General features: G+C 64.2%; 17 protein-coding genes. 8 read left to right on the top strand and 9 right to left on the bottom strand.

What is annotated here, in order from left to right; genetic code table 11:
• Positions 1 to 111 precede the first annotated feature (111 nt).
• Positions 112 to 1,698, top strand: coding sequence for an ABC transporter permease (locus AC0L28_RS20365; RefSeq protein ID WP_473479850.1), 1,587 nt, complete (start codon positions 112 to 114; stop codon positions 1,696 to 1,698).
• Complete coding sequence (locus AC0L28_RS20360; protein ID WP_128176056.1) at positions 1,695 to 2,777, top strand: ABC transporter ATP-binding protein; 1,083 nt, start codon at positions 1,695 to 1,697, stop codon at positions 2,775 to 2,777. Before AC0L28_RS20365 ends, AC0L28_RS20360 begins: the two co-directional genes overlap by 4 nt.
• Before the next feature lie 48 nt (positions 2,778 to 2,825).
• Here the strand turns inward: AC0L28_RS20360 and AC0L28_RS20355 are convergent, their stop codons facing one another.
• The 5 genes from AC0L28_RS20355 to tlpA all read right to left on the bottom strand — a co-directional run bounded on the left by AC0L28_RS20355 (position 2,826) and on the right by tlpA (position 7,954).
• Positions 2,826 to 3,893, bottom strand: coding sequence for a sn-glycerol-3-phosphate import ATP-binding protein UgpC (locus AC0L28_RS20355; protein WP_473479847.1), 1,068 nt, complete (start codon positions 3,891 to 3,893; stop codon positions 2,826 to 2,828).
• A 7-nt stretch (positions 3,894 to 3,900) separates the two neighbouring features.
• On the bottom strand, positions 3,901 to 4,749 hold the full coding sequence (gene ugpE / locus AC0L28_RS20350; RefSeq protein WP_473479844.1) for a sn-glycerol-3-phosphate ABC transporter permease UgpE: 849 nt from the start codon (positions 4,747 to 4,749) through the stop codon (positions 3,901 to 3,903).
• 8 nt (positions 4,750 to 4,757) lie between these two features.
• Positions 4,758 to 5,642 carry a sn-glycerol-3-phosphate ABC transporter permease UgpA gene (ugpA, locus tag AC0L28_RS20345; protein ID WP_128176137.1) on the bottom strand — a complete coding sequence of 295 codons (885 nt, stop codon included), beginning with the start codon at positions 5,640 to 5,642 and terminating at the stop codon, positions 4,758 to 4,760.
• Positions 5,643 to 5,725: 83 nt separating this feature from the next.
• Complete coding sequence (gene ugpB, locus AC0L28_RS20340) at positions 5,726 to 7,036, bottom strand: sn-glycerol-3-phosphate ABC transporter substrate-binding protein UgpB (RefSeq protein ID WP_027153376.1); 1,311 nt, start codon at positions 7,034 to 7,036, stop codon at positions 5,726 to 5,728.
• A gap of 231 nt (positions 7,037 to 7,267) precedes the next feature.
• The gene (gene tlpA, locus AC0L28_RS20335) at positions 7,268 to 7,954 is read right to left on the bottom strand and encodes a thiol:disulfide interchange protein TlpA (protein ID WP_473479841.1); all 687 of its coding nucleotides are present in this window, start codon (positions 7,952 to 7,954) and stop codon (positions 7,268 to 7,270) included.
• Positions 7,955 to 7,988: 34 nt separating this feature from the next.
• Between tlpA and argH the strand changes: the two genes are divergently transcribed.
• From argH to lysA, 3 genes are all read left to right on the top strand, one after another.
• Positions 7,989 to 9,389: an argininosuccinate lyase gene (gene argH / locus AC0L28_RS20330; protein WP_473479838.1), complete on the top strand. Its 1,401-nt coding sequence runs from the start codon at positions 7,989 to 7,991 to the stop codon at positions 9,387 to 9,389.
• 68 nt (positions 9,390 to 9,457) lie between these two features.
• Complete coding sequence (locus AC0L28_RS20325) at positions 9,458 to 9,664, top strand: hypothetical protein (RefSeq protein ID WP_023797221.1); 207 nt, start codon at positions 9,458 to 9,460, stop codon at positions 9,662 to 9,664.
• A gap of 52 nt (positions 9,665 to 9,716) precedes the next feature.
• A complete protein-coding gene (gene lysA, locus AC0L28_RS20320) occupies positions 9,717 to 10,985 on the top strand; it encodes a diaminopimelate decarboxylase (protein WP_287290931.1) in 1,269 nt (422 codons plus the stop codon).
• A 68-nt stretch (positions 10,986 to 11,053) separates the two neighbouring features.
• Here lysA and AC0L28_RS20315 read toward each other — a convergent pair whose 3' ends face one another.
• Complete coding sequence (locus tag AC0L28_RS20315) at positions 11,054 to 11,356, bottom strand: ArsR/SmtB family transcription factor (RefSeq protein WP_287054036.1); 303 nt, start codon at positions 11,354 to 11,356, stop codon at positions 11,054 to 11,056.
• A gap of 50 nt (positions 11,357 to 11,406) precedes the next feature.
• Here AC0L28_RS20315 and AC0L28_RS20310 point away from each other — a divergent pair, with 50 nt between their 5' ends.
• Entirely contained in the window at positions 11,407 to 12,348 is a 942-nt protein-coding gene (locus AC0L28_RS20310) for a threonine/serine dehydratase (protein WP_473479834.1), read from the top strand.
• A gap of 173 nt (positions 12,349 to 12,521) precedes the next feature.
• Positions 12,522 to 15,170 (top strand): TIGR02302 family protein, encoded by a 2,649-nt coding sequence (locus tag AC0L28_RS20305; protein WP_473479831.1) that lies wholly within the window; start codon positions 12,522 to 12,524, stop codon positions 15,168 to 15,170.
• A 12-nt stretch (positions 15,171 to 15,182) separates the two neighbouring features.
• Here the strand turns inward: AC0L28_RS20305 and AC0L28_RS20300 are convergent, their stop codons facing one another.
• Positions 15,183 to 16,040: a LysR family transcriptional regulator gene (locus tag AC0L28_RS20300; RefSeq protein ID WP_027153384.1), complete on the bottom strand. Its 858-nt coding sequence runs from the start codon at positions 16,038 to 16,040 to the stop codon at positions 15,183 to 15,185.
• A 312-nt stretch (positions 16,041 to 16,352) separates the two neighbouring features.
• Between AC0L28_RS20300 and AC0L28_RS20295 the strand changes: the two genes are divergently transcribed.
• On the top strand, positions 16,353 to 17,303 hold the full coding sequence (locus AC0L28_RS20295; protein ID WP_023797216.1) for a DMT family transporter: 951 nt from the start codon (positions 16,353 to 16,355) through the stop codon (positions 17,301 to 17,303).
• Positions 17,304 to 17,315: 12 nt separating this feature from the next.
• Here the strand turns inward: AC0L28_RS20295 and AC0L28_RS20290 are convergent, their stop codons facing one another.
• Positions 17,316 to 17,687: a response regulator gene (locus tag AC0L28_RS20290; protein ID WP_027153386.1), complete on the bottom strand. Its 372-nt coding sequence runs from the start codon at positions 17,685 to 17,687 to the stop codon at positions 17,316 to 17,318.
• A 61-nt stretch (positions 17,688 to 17,748) separates the two neighbouring features.
• A complete protein-coding gene (gene hpt, locus AC0L28_RS20285) occupies positions 17,749 to 18,291 on the bottom strand; it encodes a hypoxanthine phosphoribosyltransferase (protein ID WP_023797214.1) in 543 nt (180 codons plus the stop codon).
• Positions 18,292 to 18,311 lie beyond the last annotated feature (20 nt).

The following is an 18,311-nucleotide window of genomic DNA, read 5'->3' as shown; positions in this document are numbered from 1 at the left end:
TCTGTTTTTCGAGGTGGCATTCGTCCATGACGACAAGCTGCATTTTTGGCCGTGTTTGCGGCTGTGCGACCGTTTCCGCCAGCGGGCGGCAACGGCTCGGCGTCTGAGCTGATGCTGCCTGCGGCCGACCTTGCACGTTCAGGCTTGCCGACCGGCATGGTGGCTGCGCATTGGAGGCGCCAGCGGCCGATATCCTGGATTTCGCTCGCCGCCCTCCTGGTCTCACTTTTCTCGCTGCTGCCGCTCGCCTTCATCATCTGGATTGCCCTGCAGACCGGCTGGGACACCGTATCGGCACTGGTCTTCCGGCCGCGCGTAGGCGAGCTCCTGGTCAACACCCTGCTTTTGGTGGTGCTGGCGGTACCGATCTGCATCGTGCTCTCGGTGGCGCTGGCCTGGCTGACCGAACGCAGCAGCCTTCCCGGTGCCCGGCTGTGGGCCTGGCTGTCAGTGGCGCCGCTCGCCATCCCCGCCTTCGTCCACAGCTACGCCTGGATTACCCTGGTGCCGGGACTGCACGGGCTGTGGGCCGGCGTACTGGTTTCCGTCGTCGCCTATTTCCCGTTCCTCTATCTGCCGGTGGCGGCAGCCTTGCGCCGGCTCGATCCTGCTCTCGAAGATGCCGCTGCAGCCGTCGGCCTCGGGCCATGGCGCGTGTTCCGGCGGGTGGTGCTGCCGCAGCTCAGGCTCGCCATTTGCGGCGGCTCGCTGCTGGTCGGCCTGCATCTCCTGGCCGAGTACGGCCTCTACGTGTTCATCCGCTTCGAAACCTTCACCACGGCGATCGTCGACCAGTTCCAGTCGACCTTCAACGGCCCCGCCGCCAACATGCTGGCTGCGGTGCTGGTGACATGCTGTTTCGTGCTGCTCGGGATCGAAGTGCTGGTGCGCGGCGAGGAGCGCTATGCCCGCGTCGGCTCGGGCGCCGCACGGCAGCAGCAACGCACAAGGCTCGGCCGCGCCACCATCCCGTGCTTGGCTCTGCCCGTTGTCACCGCGCTGCTGGCGCTCGGCGTGCCGTTAGTCACCATCGGCCGCTGGCTTGTGGCCGGCGGCGCCGATGTCTGGCGCCTCGATGAGATCGGCCTGGCGCTCGGCCAGACCCTGTTCCTGGCGCTCGCCGGCGCCCTGCTCGCTACTATCGCCGCCATGCCGATGGCCTGGATCTCGATCCGCGCGCCGGGGCCGCTGCAGCGCCTTCTGGAGGGCTGCAACTACATCGTCGGCTCGCTGCCAGGCGTCGTCGTGGCGCTGGCACTGGTCACCATCACGGTTCGCATCGCTCTGCCGCTCTATCAGACCCTGTTCACGATCCTCGTTGCCTATACGCTGATGTTCCTGCCGCGCGCCCTGATCAGCCTGCGAGCGTCGATCGCGCAGGCGCCGGTCGAGCTCGAGCGCGCCGCCGCCAGTCTCGGCCGGTCACCGCTCAGGGCGCTGTGGTCGACGACGATCCGCCTGTCGGCGCCGGGTGCCGCGGCGGGCATGGCGCTGGTGGCGCTCGGCATCATGAACGAATTGACCGCCACCCAGATGCTGGCGCCCAACGGCACCCGCACGCTGGCGATGGCGTTCTGGGCCCACAGCGGCGAGATCGACTATGCGTCCGCCGCACCTTACGCGCTCATCATGGTGGCGATGTCGATGCCGCTGACCTGGCTGCTCTACATCCAGTCGAAGCGGATGGCCGGACGATGAGCTTCCTCGAACTCACCGATGTGCACAAGCACTACGGCCCGGTGGCCGCACTGGCCGGCGTCGACCTCAGCGTGGCCAGCGGCAGCCGCACGGCGATCGTCGGACCGTCAGGCTGCGGCAAGACGACCCTGCTGCGGTTGATCGCCGGCTTCGAAGCGCCAGACCAGGGTCGCATCGTGCTCGACGGCGAGGTGCTGGCCAATGGCGACGCCGCGGTGCCGGCATATCGGCGCGGCATCGGCGTGGTGGCGCAGGACGGCGCCCTGTTCCCGCATCTGAGCATCGCCGCCAATATCGGTTTCGGCATGCGGCATCACGAGGACAAGCGCAGCGAGCGTATCGCCGAGCTCGCCTATATCGTCGGGCTCGACAAGGCGATCCTGAAACGGCGGCCGCACGAGCTCTCAGGCGGCCAGCAGCAGCGTGTGGCGTTGGCCCGCGCCATGGCCATGAAGCCGCGGCTGATGCTGCTCGACGAGCCGTTCTCGGCGCTCGACACCGGCCTGCGCGCCTCGATGCGCAAGGCGGTGGCCGAGCTTCTGGAGACCGCCGGCATCACCACGATCCTGGTCACGCACGACCAGGCCGAGGCGCTGTCCTTTGCCAGCCAGGTCGCGGTGATGCGCGACGGCAAATTCTCGCAGGTCGGCACGCCGCGCGAGCTTTATCTCAAGCCGAAGGACCGGATGGTCGCCGAATTCCTCGGCGACGCCATCATCCTGCCGGCCAGGATCGCGGACGGCTTCGCCAGCTCGCCGCTCGGCCGCATCGCCGTCGACAGCACCGAGCGGCGCGATCTCGTCCGCATCATGCTGCGGCCGGAACAGGTGCTTTTGAAACGGACATCGCGCGAAGGCATGTCGGGCACGCCGGACATGCTGTTCGGCGAGGTCACGGAATCCGAATTCGCCGGCTCGATGTGCACCATCGCGGTGCGGCTCTTGAACAGTCCCGATCCGCCGGACGCAGCCGCGATCGGCAACACGCCACTGGTCCTGCGCAAGCCGGGCATGGACACACCGACGGTTGGCGAGATCGTCCGGCTGACGGTGTCGGGCAAGGCGCATGTGTTCGCCTGAACGGTCTTGCGTCTGGCGCGGTTCGCCGGTCAGGCCGACAGGCCAGCTTCAATCGACCCGCTTGCCGGCCTGATCGAACCAGTGCAGCTTTTCGGACTTGGCCACGACACGCAACTGGTCGCCAGGCTTTGCGGTGGCGCGCCCTGAGACGCGCACGATGATACGGCTGCCGGCTGCGGCGCAGTGAAGAAAGCTTTCGGCCCCGACCGGCTCGACCGCTTCGACTGCCGCCGGCAGGACGAGCGCACCGGGCAGCGCCTCCGCATTGAAGGTGACGTCGGCATCTTCAGGGCGAAACCCCAGCGTCACGGCTTGCGTTCCGGGAGCCGCAAAGCCGATCGCGGTGCCGTCGGCCAGTATCGGGCCTGAGGAACTTCCGGTCAGCGCCAGAAGATTCATCGGCGGCGCGCCGATGAAGGAAGCGACGAAGATCGACGCCGGCTTTTCGTAGATGTCGAGCGGCGCGCCCGTTTGCTCGACCAGCCCGGCGTTCATGACAACAAGGATGTCGGCCAGCGTCATCGCCTCGAGCTGGTCGTGAGTGACATAGACCGAGGTGACGCCAAGCGTGCGCTGCAGGTTCTTGATCTCGACCCGCATCTGCGCGCGCAATTTGGCATCGAGATTGCTGAGCGGCTCGTCGAACAGGAAGACTTTCGGATTGCGCACGATGGCGCGGCCCATGGCGACACGCTGGCGCTGGCCGCCGGAAAGCTCGCGCGGCCGCCGGTCGAGCAGCGCCGAAAGCTCCAGCACCTTGGCGGTCGAACGCACCCTGCTGTCGATCTCGTCCTTCGGCGTGCCGCGATTGCGCAGGCCATAGGCCATGTTGTCATAGACTTTCATATGCGGGTAAAGCGCGTAGTTCTGGAACACCATGGCGATGTCGCGCTCGGTCGGGCCGATGGCGTTGACCACTTTGCCGTCGATGGCGACCGTACCGGCGGAAATGGTCTCCAACCCGGCGATCATCCTCAGCAGCGTCGACTTGCCGCAGCCGGATGGGCCGACCAGCACGCAAAGCTCCTTGTCGGGAATGGCGATGGAGACCCCCTTCACGGCTTCGACGCCGCTCGGATAGACCTTCTTCACGTCCTTCAGATCGACGGTCGCCATCAGCTTCTCACTTTTCGGATTCGACCAGGCCGCGCACGAACCAGCGTTGCATCAGCACCACCACCAGGATCGGCGGCACGATGGCCAGCATCGCGGTGACCATGACCAGGTGCCATTCGGTATCGGCATCGGCAAAGGAAACCATCTTTCTCAACGCGATGACGATGGTGTTCATGTCGTTGCTGTTGGTGACCAGCAGCGGCCAAAGATACTGCGTCCAGCCGTAGATGAAGAGGATCACGAACAGCGCCGCGATGTTGGTGCGCGACAATGGCAACAGGATATCGAAGAAGAAGCGCCATGGCCCGGCACCGTCGACGCGCGCCGCCTCGACCAATTCGCCCGGTATGGTCATGAAGAACTGGCGGAACAGCAGCGTCGCGGTGGCCGAGGCGATCAGCGGGATGATCAGGCCGGCATAGGTGTCGATCATGCCGAGATCGACCATCACCTTGTAGGTCGGCAGGATGCGCACCTCGACGGGAAGCATCAAGGTGATGAAGATCAGCCAGAAGAAGGTCATGCGCAGGGGAAAGCGGAAGAAAACGATCGCATAGGCCGACAACATCGAAATGCAGATCTTTCCCACCGCAACACCGAGCGCCATGATCGTGGTGTTGAGGAGCAGTTGGCCGACGCTGACACCGCCGATGCGGCCAATGCCGCCGAACAGCGCCTCGCTGTAGTTGTTCCACAGCTGGCCGCCGGGCAAGAGCGGCAGCGGCGGCCTGAGGATGGTTTGCAGCGTGTGTGTCGAGGCAACGAACGTGTAGTAGATCGGGAAAGCCACGATCAATATGCCGAGGATAAGCACGGCATGGGCGATGAATGTGCGGAGCGGGGACTGGCCGATCATCGCTGCCCTCAGCCGTAATGGACTTTGCGTTCCACGTAGCGGAACTGGATAGCGGTGAGCGCAATGACGATTGCCATCAAGATGACCGACTGCGCCGCCGAGTCGCCCAGGATCAGATTGACGAAGCCGTCATTGTAGACCTTGTAGACCAGCGTCTCGGTCGCCTTGCCCGGCCCGCCGCCGGTGACGGCATGAACGATCCCGAACGTATCGAACAGGGCATAGACGGTGTTGACGACCAGCAGGAAAAAGGTGGTCGGCGCGAGCAGCGGGAAGACTATGGTCCAGAAGCGCTTGGTCTCGCCGGCGCCGTCCATGGCCGCCGCCTCGATCAGCGTTTTCGGCACTGCCTGCAGACCGGCGACGAAGAACAGGAAATTGTAGCTGATCTGCTTCCAGGCAGCCGCCGACACCAGCAGGATCATGGCGTGGGTGCCGTTGAGCAGCGGGTCCCAGGCGATGCCGAGGCTTCGCAGCAAATAGGCCAACGAGCCGATTGAAGGATTGAACAGAAAAAGCCACAGCATGCCGGCAATCGCCGGCGCCACGGCATAGGGCCAAATCAACAGGGTGCGGTAGAGGCCTTTGCCGCGCACCGCCTTCTCGGCCATGACCGCAAGCAGCAGGGCCACGCACATCGCGACGATCGCGGTCGCAAGCGAGAACACCACGGTGACCTTGATCGAATTGAGGTACGCCGGATCGGCCAGCACCTTGCGGAAATTGGCAAACCAGACAAACCTGGTCCTCAGCCCGAACGGATCCTGTCTGAGCATCGACTGGTAAAGCGCCTGACCGGCCGGCCAGTAGAAGAAAACCAGTGTTATGGCGAGTTGTGGCGCCACCAGAAGGTAGGGCAGGATCTTGTTGGGAAAGACGACGCGGGGAGACAGGCTGATTTCCTTCGCTATCTCGGGGACGCCCACGCGAACTCGCGTGGGCGATATTCAAACAGACACCAACCGAGATAAACTCGTCAGTTCTCCAGCGCTTCCTTGATTGCGGCGTTGCCGCGCGTAACCGCGTTGTCAAGCGCCTGCTGAGCGGTTTGCTGGCCGGCCAGCATCTTCTCGAACTCCTCGTTCTGGATATCGCGCACCTGCGGCAGGTTCGGCAGGCGCACGCCCTTCGAGTTGTCGGTCGGCGCCTTGCCAGTCATTTGCAGGATGGGTGTCTCACGGCCGGGGTTCTTGTCATAGAAGCCCGATTTCTTGGTCGCCTCGTAGGCAGCAAGCGTCACGGGCAGGTATCCTGACTTCTGGTGCAGATATTCCTGCACATCGGTCTTGGACAAATAGGCGAAGAACGCCGCGACACCCTTGTATTGCTCGTCCGACTTGGCGCCGAACACCCACAGGCTGGCGCCGCCCGGCGTGGTGTTCTGCGGCGCGCCCTTGGCGTCGCTGTCGTAGGGAAGCTGGCCGATGCCATAGTTCATGCCGGACTTGACGATGTCGCCGAGGCCGCCCGACGATTCGGTGAAGATGCCGCATTCGCCGGCAAGGAAGATCTGCTTGGCCTCGGAGGTGCGCCCGCCATATTTGAAGGTGCCGTCCTTGGCGAGATCCGCGAGCGCCTGGAAGTGGTTGACAAAAATCGGCGCGTTGATCTTGAGTTCGACATCGCCGCCGGCCAGGCCGTTTTGCTGGGTCGCCCACGACACATCATTCCACGCCGCAAAATTCTCCAGATGGATCCAGGTCAGCCAGGTCGAGGTATAGCCACAAGGGGCGGCGCCGCTCGTCTTGATCTTCTTGGCGGCTTCCCACACCTCATTCCAGGTCTTGGGCGGATTGTTCACGTCGAGGCCGGCCTTCTGGAAGATATCCTTGTTGTAGTAGAGGATCGGCGAGGAGGAGTTGTAGGGGAAGGACAGCATGGTGCCGTCCGGCTTCGAATAATAGCCGACGATACCGGGCAGGTACTGGCTCTTGTCGAAGGTCATACCGGCACCGGTCATCACCTCGGCAACCGGCTTGATCGCACCCTCGGCCGCCATCATCACGCCGGTGCCGACGTCGAACACCTGGAGGATGTCGGGCGCCTGGCCAGCGCGGAAAGCGGCGATGCCGGCGTTCAGCGTCTCCGGATAGGTGCCCTTGAACACCGGAACCAGTTCATAGTCGCTCTGGCTGGCGTTGAAATCCTTGGAGATCTTGCCGACGACCTCGGCGTTGGCGCCGGTCATGGCGTGCCACCAGCTGATCTGCGTGACGGCGAAGGCGGAGGTGGTGGAAAGCAGGGTCAAGGTGGCGGCGACACCGGCCGCGAAGCCGAAGAACTTCATGTTTCATCTCCCGTTTGTCATTGGCGAAAGGGGCACTCTCGCAAAGCCAATATGTGCCGCCCATGACAATTGGACAACGGTTTTGTTGCGGACCGATGAACTTGATTTCCACTTAAAGTAGCGCACGCTTCCGAATAGGAGCCGGTGGAAAGGAATTGCCAAGCCGGCTTACGAACAAACCGGCAATAATCGCCGGCGCCTAAAAGCGCGTCGCCCTTTGCGCGAAATACATTAGTCCGACTTGCCGAGCGCCGTCTCGACCAGCCGCTTGGCGTCCGGGCTCGACCATTCTGCCGGGCCGTTCATGTGGGCAATCAGGCAGCCTTCACCGTCGATCAGCATGGTGACCGGCAGGCCGAGCGCCAGGCCGCGTGTCTTGAGATCGTTGAACAGCGCCATCGTCGAATCGCGGAAGTAGCCGAGCGCCTTGACGCCGGTCTCCTCGAGGAACTTCTTCGGCTTGCTGTCGTCGCCGGCATCGACATTGACCGCGACGACCTCGAAGGCATCGCTGCCCATTTCGTTCTGCAGCGCGTCGAGCGCCGGCATTTCGGCGCGGCAGGGCGCGCACCATGTCGCCCACAGATTGAGCAGCACCGTCTTGCCGGCATGGTCGGCGAGCGTCATCGGCTTGCCGTCGGGGCTGTTGAAGGCAAGGCCCTTCAGCGATTGCGGCGGATCGGCCGGCAAAAGTGCGGCAACCTGACCGGTGGCAGCCGCCGCGACCGCCTTGGCGCGGTCGGCCTTGGCGGCGCAGGCGACATCGTCCTTGCTGTCGCCAACCGCGACTTGAGCGGGGGCGTTGTTGCCAGAACCGCTTTCGCTGACATATACCGCGACCGCGCCGGCAAGCACGCCTGCCACCAAAGCGGCGAGGATGAGGCGCGGGGCCGGGAAAAATCGATTGCCGTCTGCCATTTTTTAAAACTGCTCCGGAGCACGGGTTATAGCGATGAGCGACAAGAAGGCCAGCAACCAGATGTGGGGCGGACGTTTTGCCTCGGGTCCGGCCGCGATCATGGAAGCGATCAACGCGTCGATCTCGTTCGACCGCAAACTCTACGCGCAGGACATCCGAGGCTCGATCGCCCATAGCGAGATGCTAGCGCAAACCGGCATTATTTCGGCGGCCGACCAAGAAAAAATCGCTCACGGGCTGAACACGATCCTGGCAGAGATCGAAGCCGGCGCGTTCGAGTTCTCGACCAGGCTGGAAGACATCCACATGAATGTCGAGGCCCGCCTTGCCGAGCTGATCGGCCCGGCTGCCGGCCGCCTGCATACCGCCCGTTCGCGCAACGACCAGGTGGCGGTCGATCTCAGGCTATGGGTCAAGGACGAGTGCTTTCGCGTCGCCGAGGCGCTGAAGGGCCTGATCACGGCGTTCCTGGAGCGGGCCGAGGAGCATGCGGCAACGGTGATGCCGGGCTTCACCCACATGCAGGCGGCGCAGCCGGTAACCTTCGGCCATCACTGCATGGCCTATGTCGAGATGTTCTCGCGCGACCTGTCGCGTGTTCGCGACGCTATCGAACGGATGGACGAAAGCCCGCTCGGTGCGGCCGCGCTTGCCGGCACCAGCTTTCCGATCGACCGGCACCAGACGGCCAGGGCGCTCGGCTTCCGTGAGCCGATGCGCAATTCCCTCGACAGCGTTTCGGACCGCGATTTCGCGCTCGAGTTTTTGGGGCTGGCGGCGATCTGCGCGACGCATCTGTCGCGGCTGGCCGAAGAAATCATCATCTGGTCGACGCCGCAATTCGGCTTCGTCAGGCTGTCGGACTCATTCTCCACCGGCTCCTCGATCATGCCGCAGAAGAAGAACCCCGACGCCGCCGAGCTGGTGCGCGGCAAGACCGGCCGCGTCACCGGCCATCTGGTCGGCCTGCTGACTGTGATGAAGGGCATGCCGCTGACCTACGGCAAGGACATGCAGGAAGACAAGGAATCCGTGTTCGACGTCGCCGAGACGCTCGACCTGATGCTGGCTGCGATGACCGGCATGGTGCGCGACATGACGGTGAATGCCGCCGCCATGAAGAAGGCCGCCGGGTCAGGCTATGCGACCGCGACCGATCTTGCCGACTGGCTGGTGCGCAGCCTTGGCTTGCCGTTCCGCGAGGCGCACCACGTCACCGGCCGCGCCGTGGCGCTGGCCGAAGAGAGGAAGATCGGGCTCGACAAGCTGCCGCTGGAAGACTTGCAGTCCATTCACCCCGGCATCACGGCGGACGTGTTTTCGGTGCTTGCCGTGCAGAACTCGGTGAAGAGCCGCACCAGCTTCGGCGGCACCGCGCCGTCGGAAGTGAGGAAGCAGATCCGCTACTGGAAAAAGCACATCGGCAGGGCGTGATTGCCGGGGTGCAATGCCGGATAAACTCGGCTAAAAGCGGCGGGCAAAAGTTTCGGACGGATGGATCAATGACCGCAAGCAGGATTTTGGTGACGCTGACGCTGCTGGCGGCGCTGGCAACCGTAACGGCCTGCGGCAGGAAAGCCGGGCTCGATACGCCCTATGAGGCGGCCGTGCAGGCGCGCAAGGACGCACAAAAGGCAGAGCAGCCCGTGCCGCCGGAGCCGGAAAAACCGGTCGAGGACAAGAAGTTCATTCTCGATCCGTTGATCTAGAGCCGATGAGATCGGCCGATCTCATCGTGCTCCAACTTCCGGAACCACTCTCGTGAACCATTTCGACTACCGCGACGGCGTGCTGCATGCCGAGGACGTGGCGATATCAGAGATCGCCGCAAGCATCGGCACGCCGTTCTATTGCTATTCGACGGCGACGCTGACCAGGCATTTCCGCGTGTTTGCGCAGGCCTTTGCCGGGCTCGACGCGCTGGTCTGCTACGCCATGAAGGCGAATTCCAACCAGGCTGTGCTAAAAATCCTGGCAAAACTCGGTGCCGGCGCCGACGTGGTCTCGGAAGGCGAACTGCGCCGCGCGCTGGCCGCCGGCATTCCGGCCAACAAGATCCTGTTTTCCGGCGTCGGCAAGACCGCGCGCGAAATGGATCTTGCGCTCTCGGCCGGCATTCTGTGCTTCAACGTCGAATCCGAGCCGGAACTGGAATTGCTGTCGGCCCGCGCCACGGCGCTGGGCAAGGTGGCGCCGATCTCGCTGCGCATCAACCCGGATGTCGATGCCAAGACCCACAAGAAGATCTCCACCGGCAGGGCCGAGAACAAGTTCGGCATTCCCTGGCAGAAGGCGCGAAAGGTCTATGCCCGCGCAGCTGAGTTGACTGGCATCAAGGTCACCGGCATCGACACTCATATCGGCAGCCAGATCACCGAGTTGCAGCCCTTCGACGACGCCTTCGCGCTGCTGGTGGAACTGGTCGGCGTGCTGCGCGCCGACGGGCACGCCATCGAGCATATCGACCTCGGCGGCGGCCTTGGTATTCCCTACCGTGTCGACAACAGCCCGCCTCCCCTGCCGGACGCTTATGCCCAGATCGTCAAGAAGCACGTCGCCAAGCTCGGGCTGAAGGTGATGTTCGAGCCGGGCCGGCTGATATCAGGCAATGCCGGCATCCTGGTCTCGCAGGTGATCTTCGTGAAGGAGGGCGACGCCAAGAACTTCCTGGTCGTCGACGCCGCGATGAACGATCTGATCCGGCCGACGCTCTACGACGCCTTCCATGACATCAAGCCGGTGGTGCAGCAGCCGGCAGCGGCGCCACGCATGATAGTCGACGTCGTCGGCCCGGTCTGCGAGACCGGCGATTATCTCGGCCTCGACCGCGACCTGCCGCGGCTCAAGGCCGGAGACCTGATCGCCGTCGCCACCGCCGGCGCCTATGGCGCCGTGCAGGCCGGCACCTACAACACCCGCCTGTTGGTGCCTGAAGTGCTGGTCGACGGCGACCGTTTCCATGTCGTGCGCCGGCGCCAGACCTATGACGAGCTGATCGGCCTGGATTCGCTGCCTGATTGGCTGGAATAGACCCATGATCCCGAAAAAGGCGATTTCGGAAAGGATCATGGTCAAACAAGAATGGATCGTCTGCAGCGCTACAGCCGGTGCTGAATCAGCGCCCTGGTCTCGGCGATCCTGCCCTCGTCGCGGCGATAGAACGTCCACTGCTTGATACGTTTGCTGCGCAGAAGGCCGGCCTGGGTCAGCACCCGCATATGCTCGCTGAGCGTCGCCTGGGTAATCCCCAGCTTTTCGGCGATCAGCAGCGCGCAGACGCCGTCCTCGACCAGATCGCCATCGGTCTGCGGCGGAAAATGCGCGCGCGGATCCTTCAGCCAATCGAGGATTTGCAGCCTGCGCTCGTTGGCGATCGCCTTGAAGACATCAATCTCTTGCATTTAGCCATTTTGCTAAGTTACTAAGTGATGTCAACCCTTGGGAGCAGACCATGCTGAACGGCAATAGCATCACCCGCGAACGCATCGCCGCAATGGAGCCGCGCATCCGGCCCTTCGTGCGCCACACGCCGGTGCTGCGCGTCGACATGGCCGATTTCGGCCGTCCGCCTCTTGGCGTCGACCTGAAGCTCGAATGCCTGCAGCATTCTGGCTCGTTCAAGGCGCGCGGCGCCTTCACCAATCTTCTCGAGCGGCCGGTTCCCAAGGCTGGCGTCGTCGCCGCATCGGGCGGCAATCATGGTGCCGCGGTCGCCTACGCTGCCATGCGGCTCGGCCACAAGGCGACCATCTTCGTTCCCGAAGTCAGCCCGCCGGCCAAGCTCGAACGCATCCGCGGCTATGGCGCCGAGTTGGTCGTCGGTGGCGCGCGCTATGCCGAAGCGCTGGCCGCCAGCGAAGACTTTGCCGAAAGGTCCGGCGCGCTGCAGATCCATGCGTTCAACCAGGAGGAAACGCTGATCGGGCAAGGCACGCTCGGCCTTGAGATCGAGACCGACCTGCCTGAACTCGACACGCTGCTGGTCGCCGTAGGCGGCGGCGGCCTGATCGGCGGCATCGCCGCCTGGTTTGCCGGCCGCATCACGATCATCGCCGTCGAGCCGGAGGGCGCGCCGACGCTTCATCGCGCCTTCGAGGCCGGCCGGCCCGTCGATGCGCCGACTGAGGGCATCGCCGCCGATTCGCTGGCGCCGAAGCGCGTCGGCGAAATGATGTTTCCGATCGCCGAGGCCTTCGTCGAGCGTTCCATACTGGTCAGCGACGACGAGATCATCGCCGCGCAGGCGGCGCTTTGGGACCGGGTGCGAATCATCTCCGAGCCGGGCGGCGCCGCGGCCTTCGCGGCGCTCCTGTCCGGCCGCTATGTGCCGGCTGCGGGCGAGCGTGTCGCCGTGCTGGTCTGCGGCGCAAACGCCAATCCGGCTAAATTCTGACGATAGCGGGGGCAGTCCTGTTCACGTTTTAGGGAACTGCCTCGCCTTCGCCGTGTTTCTTGGTATGTTTGGAGCGACGTGCATCTAAGACTTTGAGTCCTTCGCATCCGATTTTCGGGCCGGTGCGATAGATTTGTGAGGTTCGGGTTATCCCGCCCGAACAGGAAGGGCCGATGACGCAACGACCCACCATCACCAGCGATCGCAGCCTGGCCGGGCGCCTTGCCGTGAGCCGGCTGGCGACGCGGGTCTCGATGACGGTCGAGCGTGGCTGGCCGTTGCTGCTTCCACTCGTCATCGTCGCCAGCCTGTTCCTCAGCGTCTCGTGGCTCGGCCTCTTCCTTTTGCTGCCCGACATGGCGCGCATCGGTCTTGTGGCTGTGTTCGCCATCGCAGCCCTTGTCGCGCTCTATCCCCTGCGTTTCTTCCGGGTGCCGTCCAGTGCCGAGATCGATCGGCGCATCGAGGCCGCCAACCTATTGCTGCACAGCCCGGTGCTGGTGCAGACCGACCGGCCGAGCGGCAGGGAAAGCATTTTTTCGCAAGCGCTGTGGCGCGAGCACCAGAAACGCATGGCCGAAAAACTCGGCAACCTCGGTGGCGACCTGCCACGCACCCGGGTGCCGGAGCGCGACCCGTGGGGGCTGCGCGCCGTGGCGGCGCTTGTGTTGGTCACCGCTTTCGCCTTCTCGTTCGGACCGTCGGGCGGCCGCATCGCGGACGGGTTCAGTGCCCACGCGGCGCGCGACGCCGTGCCGCCGCGCATCGACGCCTGGGTGACGCCGCCGGCCTACACCGGCAGGGCACCGGTCTTCCTCACTTCCCCAGCCTACGCCAACCCGGCCCTCGCCAGAAATGACAATCAGGCTGCGTCCACCTTCACCGTTCCGGAAGGCAGCGACGTCTCGCTGCGCGTCACCGGCGGCTCGGGCGAGGAAACGCTGAGCTATGCCGACGCCGACGGCAACGCCCGCACTATCGAGCCAGCCGGGCAGCAGGCCGACGCGGCCAAGCCGGCGGCGGCAACGCCCTCCACGGCAACGCCCTCCACGGTGCGCCAGTTCACCGGCAAGCTGACGGCCAACGGCACGCTGACGCTGAACTCGGGCGGCGACGAACTTGGCAGCTGGGCCTTCGCGGTGATCCCGGACAAGCCGCCACAAATCCGCTTCGTCGGCGAGCCGAAACGCGCCGTCAACGGCTCCTTCGAACTCAACTACCAGATCGACGACGACTATGGCGCGGCCTCCGCCAAGGCGGATTTCGTATTGGCCGACCCACCGGCGCCGAATGCGCATCCGCTCTATGGCCCGCCCGAAATGCCGCTGACGCTGCCGCGCCGCGGCGTCAAGGGGAATGCCGCCAAGACCACGAAGGACCTGACCGAGCATGTCTGGGCCGGCGGCGACATCAAGCTCAGGCTTGTCGCCACCGACGATGCCGGACATACCGCAACCAGCGAAACCAGGACCCTGGTGATGCCGGAGCGGCCATTCTCCAATCCGCTGGCCAGGGCCGTGATCGAGCAGCGCCGCGCGCTGGCGCTCGACGCCAACGCCAAGAGCCGCGTGCTCGACCTGATGGATGCGATCACGCTCAGGCCCGAAGACACGTTCGACAATATGGCGCACTACCTCGCCATCATGAGCGCCCGCACCCGGCTGAAGATGGCCGACAACGACGACAAATTGCGCGACGAAGTCGCCTATCTCTGGGAGATCGCGCTCGGCATCGAGGAAGGCAATCTTTCGGACGCCGAGCGGCGGCTGCGCCAGGCGCAGCAGGCGTTGCAGGACGCCATCAAGAACGGCGCCAGCGACGAGGAAATCGACAAGGCGATGAAGGAACTGCGCGAGGCGATGAACCAGTTCCTGCAGGAATTCGCCCAGCGTGCGCAGCAGAATCCGAACGCGCCGCAGATGCAGCAGAACGGCCAGGAACTGCGCCAGAGTGATATCGAACGGATGATGGACCAGATCGAGAATCTGGCGAAGTCCGGCGATCGCGACAGCGCGCAGCAATTGCTTTCGCAACTGCAGGACATGATGAACAACCTGCAGGCCGGACGTCAGCAGCAGGGCGGCCAGCAGAACAGCGAGATGCGCCAGCAGATGGACAAGCTCGGCGAGATCATGCGGCGCCAGCAGGAGATGATGAACGAAACCTTCCGCATGGACCAGATGCAGCGCGGCCAGCAACAGCGTGGGCAGAACCGAGACGAGCAGCTCGGCGAGAACGGCGAGCAGGGCCAAATGGGCGAACAGGGCGAGCAGCCCGGCCCAGGCGAGGACCGCGATCCGCTCGGCCGGCCGAAGCCGATGACGCCGGAGGAATTCGCCGACGCGCTGAAGCAGTTGCAGGAAGGCCAGGGCAAACTGCAAAGCGAGCTCGACCAGTTGAGAAAGGGTCTCGAAGGTATGGGGCTCGAGCCCAATGAGGGATTTGGCGAGGCCGGCAAATCCATGGGCGATGCCGAACAGGCGCTTGGCGACAGCGATGGCGATCAGGCGGTCGGTCACCAGGGCCGCGCGCTGGAGGCGTTGCGCAAGGGCGCCAAGGACATGATGAAGCAATTGCAGGCCATGCAAGGCGACGAGGGCGACGGCCAGCGCGGCGGCCGCCAGCAGAATGCCGACCGCGATCCGCTCGGTCGGCCACGCGCCACCGAGGGTCCAGATTTCGGCGATTCGGTGAAGGTGCCGGACGAGATCGACGTGCAGCGCGCCCGCCAGATCCTCGACGCGATCCGCAAGCGGCTCGGCAACGCGCTCAGCCCCGATATCGAGCGCAGCTATCTGGAGCGGCTGCTGGAGTTGAAGTAAAGCCGGCCTGCTCTAACGGTTGGTGAACGCCTCGCGGATCGCCTCTTCCATGCTGACGATGGCCTCGCCGGAAGCGTTCGGATTGCGCCGCAGCACCACATTCGAGGAATCGATGTCGCCGAATCCATCGGCGGCGGTAAGCTCGCGGCAGCCGGCCGGGATGTTGCTGCGCGAGATCGGCGCAATCGCCAGCCCGGAGGTGACGGCAAGCCGTAGGCCGCCATTGGTATCGCTGGTATAGGCGACACGATAGGCGAGACCACGCTGTTCCAGCGACTTGATCGCAAAATCCTTGCACCAGCCGGCGCGATTGTAGAGCGCGATCGGCACCGGCCGCTCCTCATGCATATGGTGCAGCTCCGACGTCACCCACACGGTCGGATCATGCATCAGCACCTCACCGCCGGAGAGGTCCTGCCATTCGAACACCACCGCCAGATCGAGCTCGCCGGCGGCGAGCGCCGCGATCTGCGCGCCGGAATGCGCGTAGCGGACGGTGATGTCGACCTGAGGATGGCGCTTGGCAAAGGCGCCGAGAGCGCGCGACAGGATCGCGTGGCCATATTCCTCCGGAATGCCGATGCGCACCGGTCCGCCAAGCGGCGCCGCGACCATCGATGCCGCCGTCTCGTCCAGCAGCGACACGATGCGGCGGGCGTTGACGATGAGTTCGCCGCCGCGGCGCGTCAGCGCCACACCCCGCGAGCCGCGCTCGAACAGGCTGTCGCCGACCATATCCTCGAGCTTCTTCATCTGCATCGAAACCGCCGACTGGGTACGGCCGGCCTGCACCGCAGCCTTGGTGAAATTGCCGGCGTCGGCGACCGCGACGAAGGTGCGCAGCAGATCGCTGTCGAGCGTGGGCTTCATTTGTCCGCCATAAGAAAATCTGATCGCTGGCATCATTCCAATTCGTTTGCAACATGTCAAACGGCGGATAATAGTCGCTTCACCCATTGGATATGCGGCTGCGAAATCGGCTGCGGACCAAAAAAGTCCTCACTCGTACCCGCTGCCCGAAATGGTGGCGGGTTCTTTTTGATGTAGGTCGCCCAAAAGCATGTCCTCGGGCCTGACCCTGGGCCTGACCCGAGGGTGCGAAGCGGTTTTGGGCGATCTGCATAAAACAAAGTTACGCGGGCCCGGCTCTCGGGCCGCGCACGCAAGGAGCCGTCGAACGACATGCAGAACCGGATCGTCCTCGGCATGGCAAGCCTTTGCCTCGGCGTTCTGGTGTTCTCGCTCCAGGATCCGCTGATCAAGGCCGTATCGGGCACCTATCCGGTGACCGAGGTGATGGCGATCCGCTCGATCGTCGCCCTGCCCATTCTTCTCGTGCTGGTTCATGCCGATGTCGGGCTCAGGGCGATCTTTTCGAAGCGGTTTCGCATGCTGACGATGCGCGCCTTGATCCTGTTCACCTCCTACACGCTCTACTACCTGGCGATCGCCGCCCTGCCGCTTGCCGACGCGGTGGCGCTCTATTTCATGGCACCGCTGTTCATCATGGCGCTTGCCGGCCCCTATCTCGGCGAACGGGTAGCGGGGCAGACGCTGGTCACCGTCATGGTCGGCATGCTCGGCGTGCTGGTGATGCTGCGACCCGGCGCCGGGCTGTTCGACTGGGCGGCGCTGCTGTCGCTGGCCTCGGCGGTGCTGTACGGTTTTTCGCAGTTGATGGCCCGCAAGATCGGCGACACCGAATCATCCACGGTCATGGCGTTCTATCAAAACGGCGTCTATCTCCTGGGCGCTGCAGCGGTCGCCGGGCTGTTCTGGCTGGCAGGAATAGCTCATGCCACGCATCCGAGCCTCGAATTCCTGGTGAGGCCATGGATCTGGCCGACGTCAATCGACTTCCTGACGATGGCCGCCTGCGGCGTCGTGGCTTCGGCCGGGATGATCTTGTTGTCGCAGGCCTACCGGCTGGCGCCGGCCAACGGCGTCGCCACCTTCGAATACACCGGCATCATCTGGTCGCCGCTGTGGGGCTTCCTGTTCTTTGCGGAAGTGCCGCGATCGACCACCGTCATCGGCGCCGCCCTCATCATCGGCGCCGGTCTGTTCGCGCTCAACGCCAGCCGGCGCCGGAGCAGCGCGCCGGCAATCGCAGCGACCTGCGATCCGGCCTGACCGCGCGGAATCTTAAGCAAAACAGGCGAGCGCCTGTTCGACGCGCGCGCGGATTTCGGCCAGCGTGAACGGCTTCTGCACGACGTCCACAATGACGCCGTTCAATTCCTCGGCGCGCTCGCGCTGGTCGGCATAGCCGGTCATCAGCAAGATCTTCATCGCCGGGAAAAGCGATGCAGCCGCCTTGGCCATTTGGATGCCGTCCATCTCCGGCATCCGGATATCCGAGACGACAAGGTCGTAGCCGCCACGTGCAGCGCGGATCAGGGCAAGCCCTTGCGCGCCGTCGGCGGCGATGTCGATCATATGCCCGGCGCGTTCGAGCGCGCGAGCGGCGAGGGTGCGGACGGACTCATCGTCCTCAACGATCAGGAGCTTTGCCATAGCCGAATGTTGGCGTGGAAAAGTTGACTTTTCCTGAACCGCAACCGCATCGAAGATAAATCTAGGCGTCGCCCTTTACGACGCCGACAAACGGCAGTTCGCGAAAGGCGTGGGCCACATCCATGCCGTAGCCGACGACGAAATAGTCGGGGCAGTCGAAGCCGACATAGTCGGCGTTGAGCGTGGTCTGGCGGCGCATGCGCTTGTCGAGCAGCACGGCGATGGCGCAGCTTTTGGCGCCGCGCGACAGCATCAGGTCGCGGGTGAAGGACAGCGTCTTGCCGGATTCGAGGATGTCGTCGATCAACAGCACGTCTCGGCCGGCGACCTCATTGTCGATGTCGCGCAGCACCCTCACCTCGCCGCTGGTGGTGCCGGCGCCGTAGCTGGAGATGAAGATGAACTCGACCTCCGGCGACAGGCCGACATCGTGCATGGCGCGGATGAGGTCGGCGGCGAAGATGAACGATCCCTTCAGCACCGAAATCACCAGAAGGTCGTGATAGTCGTGCCCGGCGATCTCCTTGGCGAGCTCCAGATTGCGGCGGGCGATCGCCGACGCCGAAAACAGGACCTCGATATCCTTGCCGCGCACAATTGGCATTGGCTGCCCTTCCAGAAATG

The organism is Mesorhizobium sp. WSM4847, assembly GCF_055811335.1.
Note: the sequence above shows the minus strand (reverse complement) of the source record. Positions and strands in the feature narration are given on the sequence as shown.

Excerpts from the sequence above, each read along its gene's own strand:
- AC0L28_RS20305 (WP_473479831.1), top strand. The coding sequence starts at position 12,522 with ATGACGCAACGACCCACCATCACCAGCGATCGCAGCCTGGCCGGGCGC.
- ugpE (WP_473479844.1), bottom strand. The coding sequence starts at position 4,749 with ATGATCGGCCAGTCCCCGCTCCGCACATTCATCGCCCATGCCGTGCTT.
- hpt (WP_023797214.1), bottom strand. The coding sequence starts at position 18,291 with ATGCCAATTGTGCGCGGCAAGGATATCGAGGTCCTGTTTTCGGCGTCG.
- AC0L28_RS20355 (WP_473479847.1), bottom strand. The coding sequence starts at position 3,893 with ATGGCGACCGTCGATCTGAAGGACGTGAAGAAGGTCTATCCGAGCGGC.
- AC0L28_RS20290 (WP_027153386.1), bottom strand. The coding sequence starts at position 17,687 with ATGGCAAAGCTCCTGATCGTTGAGGACGATGAGTCCGTCCGCACCCTC.
- ugpB (WP_027153376.1), bottom strand. The coding sequence starts at position 7,036 with ATGAAGTTCTTCGGCTTCGCGGCCGGTGTCGCCGCCACCTTGACCCTG.
- AC0L28_RS20325 (WP_023797221.1), top strand. The coding sequence starts at position 9,458 with ATGACCGCAAGCAGGATTTTGGTGACGCTGACGCTGCTGGCGGCGCTG.
- AC0L28_RS20295 (WP_023797216.1), top strand. The coding sequence starts at position 16,353 with ATGCAGAACCGGATCGTCCTCGGCATGGCAAGCCTTTGCCTCGGCGTT.
- AC0L28_RS20310 (WP_473479834.1), top strand. The coding sequence starts at position 11,407 with ATGCTGAACGGCAATAGCATCACCCGCGAACGCATCGCCGCAATGGAG.
- AC0L28_RS20315 (WP_287054036.1), bottom strand. The coding sequence starts at position 11,356 with ATGCAAGAGATTGATGTCTTCAAGGCGATCGCCAACGAGCGCAGGCTG.
- AC0L28_RS20360 (WP_128176056.1), top strand. The coding sequence starts at position 1,695 with ATGAGCTTCCTCGAACTCACCGATGTGCACAAGCACTACGGCCCGGTG.
- argH (WP_473479838.1), top strand. The coding sequence starts at position 7,989 with ATGAGCGACAAGAAGGCCAGCAACCAGATGTGGGGCGGACGTTTTGCC.
- tlpA (WP_473479841.1), bottom strand. The coding sequence starts at position 7,954 with ATGGCAGACGGCAATCGATTTTTCCCGGCCCCGCGCCTCATCCTCGCC.
- AC0L28_RS20365 (WP_473479850.1), top strand. The coding sequence starts at position 112 with ATGCTGCCTGCGGCCGACCTTGCACGTTCAGGCTTGCCGACCGGCATG.
- AC0L28_RS20300 (WP_027153384.1), bottom strand. The coding sequence starts at position 16,040 with ATGAAGCCCACGCTCGACAGCGATCTGCTGCGCACCTTCGTCGCGGTC.